The organism is Methylovulum sp. (genome assembly GCF_028687615.1).
Lineage (GTDB): Bacteria > Pseudomonadota > Gammaproteobacteria > Methylococcales > Methylomonadaceae > Methylovulum.
Genome location: NZ_JAQTZU010000023.1, coordinates 39,318 through 47,876, shown reverse-complemented (window position 1 = coordinate 47,876; position 8,559 = coordinate 39,318). Strand labels below are relative to the sequence as shown.

Below are 8,559 nucleotides of genomic sequence, written 5' to 3'. Positions count from 1 at the left end.
TGTCAATAAAATATTGCGATGACTGTACGCCTTGAAGTACGGGCATTCGACCCAATAAATCGGTAGGCTTGACTTTTTACAAATCATTCCGATTGCAGGACTACCGGATTGATAAACGCCGGGGCTTAATGCAACGAAATGGTGTGCTTTAATGAAGCCTGTTTTACAGATAGAAATAAACGGACTGGATTTGGGGAAGGAGGGAGGAAGTTCTGCACCCAACTAAGGGTTGAGTGCAGAAGAGATTGCTAGGGCGTTAAGCCCTGACCGACGACAATAACTTTTAAAGCATTGGTTCCGCCTTTTACACCGTTCAAATCACCTTTGGTGATGATGAATTTGTCGCTGTCTTTGGCGATATTCCACTTTCTAAGTTCCTTGACGATACTGCGGTTGACTTCGGCATGGTCTTGAGTGTCTTCAAGTTTGAAATAGATTGGGAATACGCCACGGAACAAAGTGGCTTTGCCCAGGGTTTCTTCTACGCCGCTAAAAGCAAAAATAGGGATGCCTGAGCTGATCCTGGACATCCATAACGGAGTCGAACCCGATTCAGTCAATGCCACAATGCCTTTGATTTTGGTATGGTTAGCCAAATACATTGCAGACATGGCAATGCCTTCGTCGATGCGTTCAAACTGGATGTTGATGCGGTGGTCAGATTCACGTACGACGGGTTGCTTTTCAGCTTCCACGCAAATGCGGTGCATGGCTTCGACTGCTTTAATCGGATGTTTTCCCGATGCGGTTTCCGCCGATAACATGATCACATCCGTGCCGTCGTAGATCGCGTTGGCGACGTCAAACACTTCGGCACGGGTAGGGATCGGATTTTCAATCATCGACTCCATCATTTGGGTTGCCGTAATCGCCACGCGGTTTAACTCGCGGGTACGTTTAATCAGCTTTTTCTGGATCGCAGGCAGATTGGCATCGCCAATTTCCACACCCAGATCACCACGCGCCACCATCACCGCATCGGAGGCAAGAATGATTTCATCCATAACCGGATCAATAATCGCTTCCGCACGTTCAACTTTGGAGACTATGCCCGCATAGCAACCTTCGGCTTCCAACAAGCGGCGCGCTTCGTTTAAATCTTCGGCACAACGCGGGAAAGACACGGCGACATAATCGCATTTCATCGTCGCGATGGTTTTGATGTCTTCTTTGTCTTTTTCTGTCAGTGCCGCCGCAGAAAGGCCGCCACCCATCAGGTTGATGCCTTTGTTGTTGGATAAATCGCCACCCACCACAACGGTGCAGTTGACACGCATGTTGGCTACGTTGACCACATCCAGAACGATGCGCCCGTCATCCAGTAACAACCGGCTGCCTGGTTTGACTTCCAAGGCCAAGGGTTCGTAAGTGATGCCCACTTGGGTATTGTCACCCGCCATCGGGTCGAAGTTGATGTCCAGGGCGAAATCCTGGCCTTCTTCCAACACGACTTTGGTGTTGGTAAAGCGGGCGATGCGTATTTTCGGTCCTTGCAAATCAGCTAGGATGCCTACACGCCGTCCGGTTTTTTTGCTGAGTTCACGGATGGCATTTGCCCTGGCGATATGGTCTTCGGCAGAACCATGAGAGAAGTTCATGCGTACAACATCAACGCCAGCCGCAAATAGACCCTCAAGCACACCGGGTTTGTCCGTAGCGGGGCCTAGTGTGGCTAAAATTTTGGTTCTTCTTAACATGGTGGTTTATCCCGCGTTTACTAGGGCGATAGAAGTGTCTAACATACGGTTTGAGAAGCCCCATTCGTTATCATACCAAGACAGGACTTTTACAAAATTTCCGTCAACCACTTTGGTCAATGGGGCTTCGTAAATGGATGAAGCAGGATTATGGTTGAAATCAACTGACACCAATGGTTTTTCGTTGATGTCCAGAATGCCTTTTAACGAACTTGCCGCAGCCGCTTTCAAAATTTCATCAATTTCCGCTTTGCTGGTGCTTTTGGCGGCAGTGAAGGTCAAATCAACAACAGAAACGTTGATGGTTGGTACGCGCATAGCGAAGCCATCGAGTTTGCCGGCAAGTTCAGGCAAGACTAAACCTACCGCCGCCGCCGCGCCAGTTTTAGTGGGGATCATGGATTGCGTGGCGGAACGGGCACGGCGCAAGTCGCTGTGGTAAACATCCGTCAGGACTTGGTCGTTGGTGTAAGAATGGATGGTGGTCATCAAGCCGTGGACAACGCCGATGGCGTCGTGCAAAGGTTTGACCAGCGGTGCCAAACAGTTGGTTGTGCAAGAAGCGTTGGAAATGACGGTATCTGACGCTTTCAAGATGTTATGGTTTACACCGTAAACGATAGTGGCATCGACATCATCACCGCCTGGCGCAGAAATAATGACTTTTTTCGCGCCTGCCGTGATGTGGGCGGAGGCTTTGGCTTTGCTGGTGAACAAACCGGTGCATTCATGGACGACATCAATGTCCAAGTCGCCCCAAGGCAATTTGGAAGGGTCGCGTTCAGAGAAAACTTTGATCCGGTCGCCATTGATCACTATGCAATCACCATCGACGACGACATCGAAAGGAAATTTACCATGCACGGAGTCATATTGCGTCAAATGAGCGTTAGTGTTGGCGTCGCCCAAGTCATTGATGGCGACGATTTGGATTTCATCGGTACGGCCTGCTTCGTATAAGGCACGGACGATATTGCGACCGATACGGCCATAACCATTGATAGCAACTTTAATTGGCATTGAGTTTCTCCAGAGGGGGGGGATGAAATGAAAATTACACGGATGTGTGGCAAAAATTCGGAAAACGCAACAACTATACCAAAATAGTGGGGGCTTAGTCTATTGATCATCGGGCAATATAACAAAGCGGTTGGCTTGGTTGTTGTCGGTCAAGACGGGGCGTTACAGTAATAAAATGTCATCGGCAAGCGGCAGGGTAATGGTAAATGTCGTTCCGATACCGGGCTTGCTGTCAACCTGGCAAGTACCCGAATGTTTGACGATATAATCACGCGCTTCATAAACACCAATGCCCATGCCTGCATTGCCTTTGGTGGTGTCAAACGGTTTGAACAAGCGTTCTGCGATGAATTTTTTATCCATGCCGCAACCACTATCTAAGATTTTAATAACGGCATGTTGTTGGGTTTTGCTTAATTCCATTTTGACAGCGCCATTGTCGGGTGTTGCGTCCTGGGCATTTTGTACCAGATGGCCCAGGATGGCGGTTAATTTTTCTTTCTCACCGTTGATAAACATATCGCTGCCAGCCGATTTTATCAACTGTAAAACGGGTTTGTTGCCCGCTTGCTGAATAGCCACATCAGCGGCGATGTCGGAGAGGTTGAGGCGGGTGTTTGAATTACCAGTGCCGTGGCCTTTTTTGAGCTGGGTAATCAAGTGCTCCATCTTATTCACGACGTTTTCCAGCGTGATAATGGCATCATCAACAAACTCTGGATTACGCTTGTGTTTTTCTGCGTTTTTGACAATCAGGGCGATTTGTGCGATCAAATTTTTTAAATCGTGGACTAGATAGGCGGAGAGGCGGTTATAAGCCTCGAACTGTCGGGATCGGGACAGCGCGTCGCTGGCCCGGTTGAGGGCAAGGGCGTTGGCGAGTTGTTTGCCAACCGTTTTTAACAGGTCATGGTCTTCCCAATTCAATGCCCTTGGCACCCTGGCTTGGGTCAATACGACGAAAGCTTCCAGGTCATTTTGCAGGAATAAGGGGATGATCAACCAGACATTTTTCTCGGCCGGGCACCATTGCGACAGGTCAGCACCTTCATAAATGTCGGGATTGTCCGCGAATTCATACAAATCAATCACCCATTCCTTGTCAACCATAAAATGGAGGATTGAGTGGTTGGCGGTGACGTTCTGGGGCAACTCAACCCCTATATTTTGGGTTTCAGCCAGATAAAAATCACCTTGATCGTCTTTTAGCCATAAACCGCCTCCCGAACTGTCCACCAAATCGGACATGGCTGTAATAATCGCAGATGACAAATCACTTAGCGAATTCAATTGGGCAATCGTTTTGCTAAGTTTAAGCCACTCTTCCCGGTAATCGTAGCTATAGCTGAAAAAGTGCTTGTTGAAAAAAATTTTGACCAGCGCCCTGACTTTGCCGGACAGAAACAAAACCAACAGCAACAAGATTGCCAAGAAAATAAAGACAATTTCGGCAAATTCTCCCCATGTGCCGCCAAAATCGCGGATATAAAACCCTGCCAAAGACATCAGGATCAAATAAAAACCGGTTCCCATCAGCACGGTGCTATGGAAAACGATTTGCCTTGATAGGGTGATGCCGGCCATGCTCGTTGTTTGCGAACGATGCCATGCCAGTGCCAGCAAGGGTACAATCAATGCGTTGATTACGCCCCGTGAACTCCAAAGCGAATAATCAAGCCGTGTAAACAACAAGGACTTGCTATAAACAATAAAATCGACGGTAAATAACGAGCCTAAGCCGATACAGAGGAATTTAATCACCCAGCGCAGTTCTGTGGTGGCGTTGCGATAAAGCTGTTCGACCAAAGCCAAGCCGATAATCGCAAAACTGAGATGGGAAAGCAGCCGTAACTTGATGCTTTGACCGATGATTTCCAAAATGTAATTGCGAAAATTTTGAGAGATTTCAAAAGCAAACAGAAACAGCATGAATGCGGTCAGCAGATAAGTAAAACGCGATTCAAACAGCAATTGATAGCTGTTGTTGTAATATTGCCGGGAAATCAGCGTCCCTAGTACGAAAAACCACGCCGCATTGCGTAAGGTTTCATAAGCCAAACTGTCGGAAATTAGAAAACCGTCGGCAAAACTGTATTGCGTGAACGTAATACAAGCAGCCCAAAATAGGGAAAAAGCCACGGCAACGATAAAAGAAATGGAGACATTGTTTTTTTTTGTGCCGAATATTGCGAACAGCAATAACAAAAAATAGGCGATTGCGGCTGTTAAATAACTATAAAAAACGAAATTTCCCATGATCCATCCTGCTTTATTAAAGTTTATTGTAATGCGAAATAACGTGTTTTATGTTGGTGTCTTGTAGCAAACGCTTGCTGTAGGGCTTAGGCAAAAGTGGGCTGCCAGTCCCATAGTAAAAAGCAGGGGAGTATGGGGGGGAAATGCTCACCAAGCCGCTGGTTGGCGACTCGTCACAGCAAAAGTCATAAGTATGCCGAAAATGATGGGGTGCGGCAACATGACCCATACTGCTAATGTAGTGGCGGTCTGCATTCAGTTTGTTTGGCTGTTGTGCCGGATAATATTTTTTCACTATCCGAATGCTGGAGGTCCGGGCTAAAAAAATAGTTATAAAGTGATAAATGGCTATTTTTTAAAAGAGATAAACGAAGAAATGTTATAAAATGTTCAGTTATACTTTTATCTGTTTATTACCCTTTTGGGTGGAGCTTGCAGTCCAACTGTTCAAGTCAACGTGTATCTTCCGGTAAGGATTGCTAGGGTCGTTAGACAGCGATAGCCAATCCAGTTTGCAAAGAGGTAACTTAGTTGAAAAACAGTCCCTGTTCAATCACCACCCCATTTGGGGGCGGATAAATATTTAGTAAACTAATTATAAAGAGACGACGGAGTATTTCATGCGCATCATCCTGTTAGGGAGTCCGGGTTCAGGTAAAGGAACTCAAGCACAGTTTATTACCGAAAAATACGGTATTCCCCAAATTTCGACGGGTGACATGCTCAGGGCGGCGGTACGCGCAGGGACTCAGCTAGGCATTGAGGCAAAAAAAGTCATGGATGCGGGCGGGTTGGTTTCCGATGACATTATCCTGGGCCTTATTAAAGAGCGGATTACCCAGGCGGATTGTGTCAAGGGATTTTTGCTGGATGGTTTTCCGCGCACGATTGCCCAGGCAGAAGGGTTGGAGGCTATGGGAGTCAACATTGACACAGTGATTGAAATAGTTGTCGAAGATGAAGAAATTGTAAAACGCATGGCGGGACGGCGTGTGCATTTGCCATCAGGCCGTAGTTATCATATTGAATTCAATCCACCTAAAGTTGACTGTCTTGACGACCTGACCGGAGAGGCGTTGATCCAGCGTGATGACGATAAAGAAGAAACGGTGCGTAAAAGGCTAAGTGTTTATCATGAACAAACCAAGCCATTGGTTTTGTACTATTCCGCCACCGGAAAAGACATCAGGTTTAGTTCGATAACGGGTGTCGGATCGGTTGATGCAATCACCCAAAAGGTCTTTGCCATTTTGGCTTGATCTGTATCATGTCGGCATAAAAAATAATCAAATCAGCCGCTTGTGCTGTACAATCAGTGAAAAGAGCTATGTCAGGTAAAACACTTTATGACAAATTATGGGAAGACCATGTCGTCTTTACGGAAGATGACGGATCCTCACTTATATATATCGACCGGCATTTAGTGCATGAGGTGACTTCGCCCCAGGCTTTTGAAGGCCTGCGTTTGGCGGGCCGCAAACCTTGGCGGCAAGCAAGGAATCTTGCCGTTGCTGACCATAATGTACCCACTACTGACCGTGATAAAGGCATTGCCGATCCGGTTTCACGTTTGCAAGTAGAAACTCTGGATAAAAATTGTGCCGAATTTGGCATTACCGAGTTTGCCATGAACGATCCACGCCAGGGCATTGTGCATGTGGTTGGCCCGGAGCAAGGTGCAACACTGCCGGGAATGACGGTGGTTTGCGGCGACTCGCATACCTCCACGCATGGTGCTTCCGGGGCTTTGGCTTTTGGCATAGGTACGTCAGAAGTCGAGCATGTCTTGGCGACCCAGTGCTTAGTGCAGAAAAAAGCCAAGAATCTGTTGATCCAGTTTAATGGACAGGTTGGTGCAGGTGTGTCAGCTAAAGATATAGTCCTGGCCATAATCGGCGAAATCGGCACTGCGGGGGGCAACGGTTATACCATCGAGTTTGCTGGTGAGGCGATCCGCGCTTTGTCGATGGAAGGCCGTATGACAGTTTGCAATATGGCGATAGAGGCGGGCGCACGCGCCGGATTGGTGGCGGTTGATGAGGTGACTATTGATTATTACCGCGGCCGGCCGTATTCGCCAAAAGATGGTGACTGGTTTATGGCGGAACGCTTGTGGCGTTATTTACACTCGGATGCGGATGCCGTGTTTGATAAAGTGGTCGAGATGGATGCGACAGCTATAATGCCCCAAGTCACTTGGGGAACATCTCCAGAATTAGTGCTTGCCGTAACTGGGCGCATACCTGATCCGTCGTTAGAATTGGATGCCGTGAAAAGGCAAAGCATGGTAAGGGCTTTGGAATACATGGGCTTAAATGCCGGGCAGGCGATTATCGACATCGCACTAGACAAAGTGTTTATTGGTTCTTGCACCAACTCCAGAATTGAAGATTTACGGGCGGCAGCCGATGTTGCAAAAGGCAAAAAAATTGCCAATAACATTAAACTTGCAATGGTTGTACCGGGTTCCGGTCTGGTCAAGCGGCAGGCCGAAGCGGAAGGTTTGGACAAGGTATTTCTTGACGCCGGTTTTGAATGGCGTGAACCAGGATGTTCCATGTGTCTGGCGATGAATGCCGACCGTTTGGAAGAAGGTGAACGTTGTGCATCGACATCCAACCGCAATTTTGAAGGCCGACAAGGCTATGGCGGACGCACACACTTGGTCAGCCCGGCGATGGCGGCGGCGGCGGCGATTGCCGGTCATTTTGTCGACGTACGTCAATATCTTGAGGTATAACAGGTAATTATGAAAAATTGGATTATTTTATTTGGTCATCGCGGCAATTTTAGCCATACCGGCCTACAACACAATTCATGGCATTGGAAAGGATTTGGAAAGAGTCGGTGAAGCCATTGGCAGATCATGATTTCAACACTAACGATTGTATTTCCACTCTTAAGTGCTAAAAAAATATGCAAGCATTCACTTTATTAAACGGCCTCGTCGCCCCATTGGATCGCGCTAATGTCGATACCGATGCGATTATTCCTAAACAATTCCTCAAATCCATCCGACGGGCTGGCTTTGGCCCATATTTATTTGATGAATGGCGATATTTGGATCACGGCGAACCAGACATGGATTGCACCCATCGTCCCTTGAACCCAGATTTTATTTTGAACCAACCTGAATATCAGGGCGCAGAAATTTTATTGACGCGGGAAAATTTCGGTTGCGGATCGTCACGCGAACATGCGCCTTGGGCGTTAGAAGATTTTGGCTTCAGGGCTATCATTGCCCCCAGTTTTGCCGACATTTTTTATAACAATTGCTTTAAAAACGGTTTATTGCCAATTGTGTTGGCTTCGGCAATAGTGGATAGTTTGTTTCAGGAATTGTCGGAAACTTACCGGCTGGTGATTGATTTAAATGTGCAACAAATTGCCACCCCCACGGGGCGGATTATCGGGTTCGATATCGATGAAAACCGTAAATTCCGGCTATTGAATGGCCTGGACGATATTGGTTTGTCATTGCAACAAGCTGATAAAATCACGGCTTATGAATTGGAACGTGCGAAAAGGGCTCCGTGGTTGTTCACCAATTGAGCGGGAGCAACAGCAACAATGGATGAAAAAAGGT

The 8,559-nt window shown here is 47.3% G+C and carries 7 protein-coding genes; 4 read left to right on the top strand and 3 right to left on the bottom strand.

Annotated features, from left to right (window positions below; genetic code table 11):
- Positions 1-248: 248 nt before the first annotated feature.
- From pyk to prsK, 3 genes are all read right to left on the bottom strand, one after another.
- On the bottom strand, positions 249-1,697 hold the full coding sequence (pyk, locus tag PHH59_RS13465; RefSeq protein ID WP_300017077.1) for a pyruvate kinase: 1,449 nt from the start codon (positions 1,695-1,697) through the stop codon (positions 249-251).
- 6 nt (positions 1,698-1,703) lie between these two features.
- Positions 1,704-2,717, bottom strand: a complete 1,014-nt coding sequence (gap, locus tag PHH59_RS13460; protein WP_300017074.1) for a type I glyceraldehyde-3-phosphate dehydrogenase — start codon at positions 2,715-2,717, stop codon at positions 1,704-1,706.
- Positions 2,718-2,879: 162 nt separating this feature from the next.
- Positions 2,880-4,973, bottom strand: a complete 2,094-nt coding sequence (prsK, locus tag PHH59_RS13455; RefSeq protein ID WP_300017071.1) for an XrtA/PEP-CTERM system histidine kinase PrsK — start codon at positions 4,971-4,973, stop codon at positions 2,880-2,882.
- A gap of 620 nt (positions 4,974-5,593) precedes the next feature.
- Between prsK and adk the strand changes: the two genes are divergently transcribed.
- The 4 genes from adk to leuD all read left to right on the top strand — a co-directional run bounded on the left by adk (position 5,594) and on the right by leuD (position 8,525).
- Positions 5,594-6,232, top strand: coding sequence for an adenylate kinase (gene adk / locus PHH59_RS13450; RefSeq protein WP_300017068.1), 639 nt, complete (start codon positions 5,594-5,596; stop codon positions 6,230-6,232).
- Between the two features lie 68 nt (positions 6,233-6,300).
- Positions 6,301-7,713, top strand: a complete 1,413-nt coding sequence (leuC, locus tag PHH59_RS13445; protein WP_300017065.1) for a 3-isopropylmalate dehydratase large subunit — start codon at positions 6,301-6,303, stop codon at positions 7,711-7,713.
- Between the two features lie 31 nt (positions 7,714-7,744).
- A complete protein-coding gene (locus tag PHH59_RS16960) occupies positions 7,745-7,843 on the top strand; it encodes an entericidin A/B family lipoprotein (protein ID WP_366145501.1) in 99 nt (32 codons plus the stop codon).
- Positions 7,844-7,889: 46 nt separating this feature from the next.
- A complete protein-coding gene (gene leuD, locus PHH59_RS13440; RefSeq protein ID WP_300017063.1) occupies positions 7,890-8,525 on the top strand; it encodes a 3-isopropylmalate dehydratase small subunit in 636 nt (211 codons plus the stop codon).
- Positions 8,526-8,559: the final 34 nt, after the last annotated feature.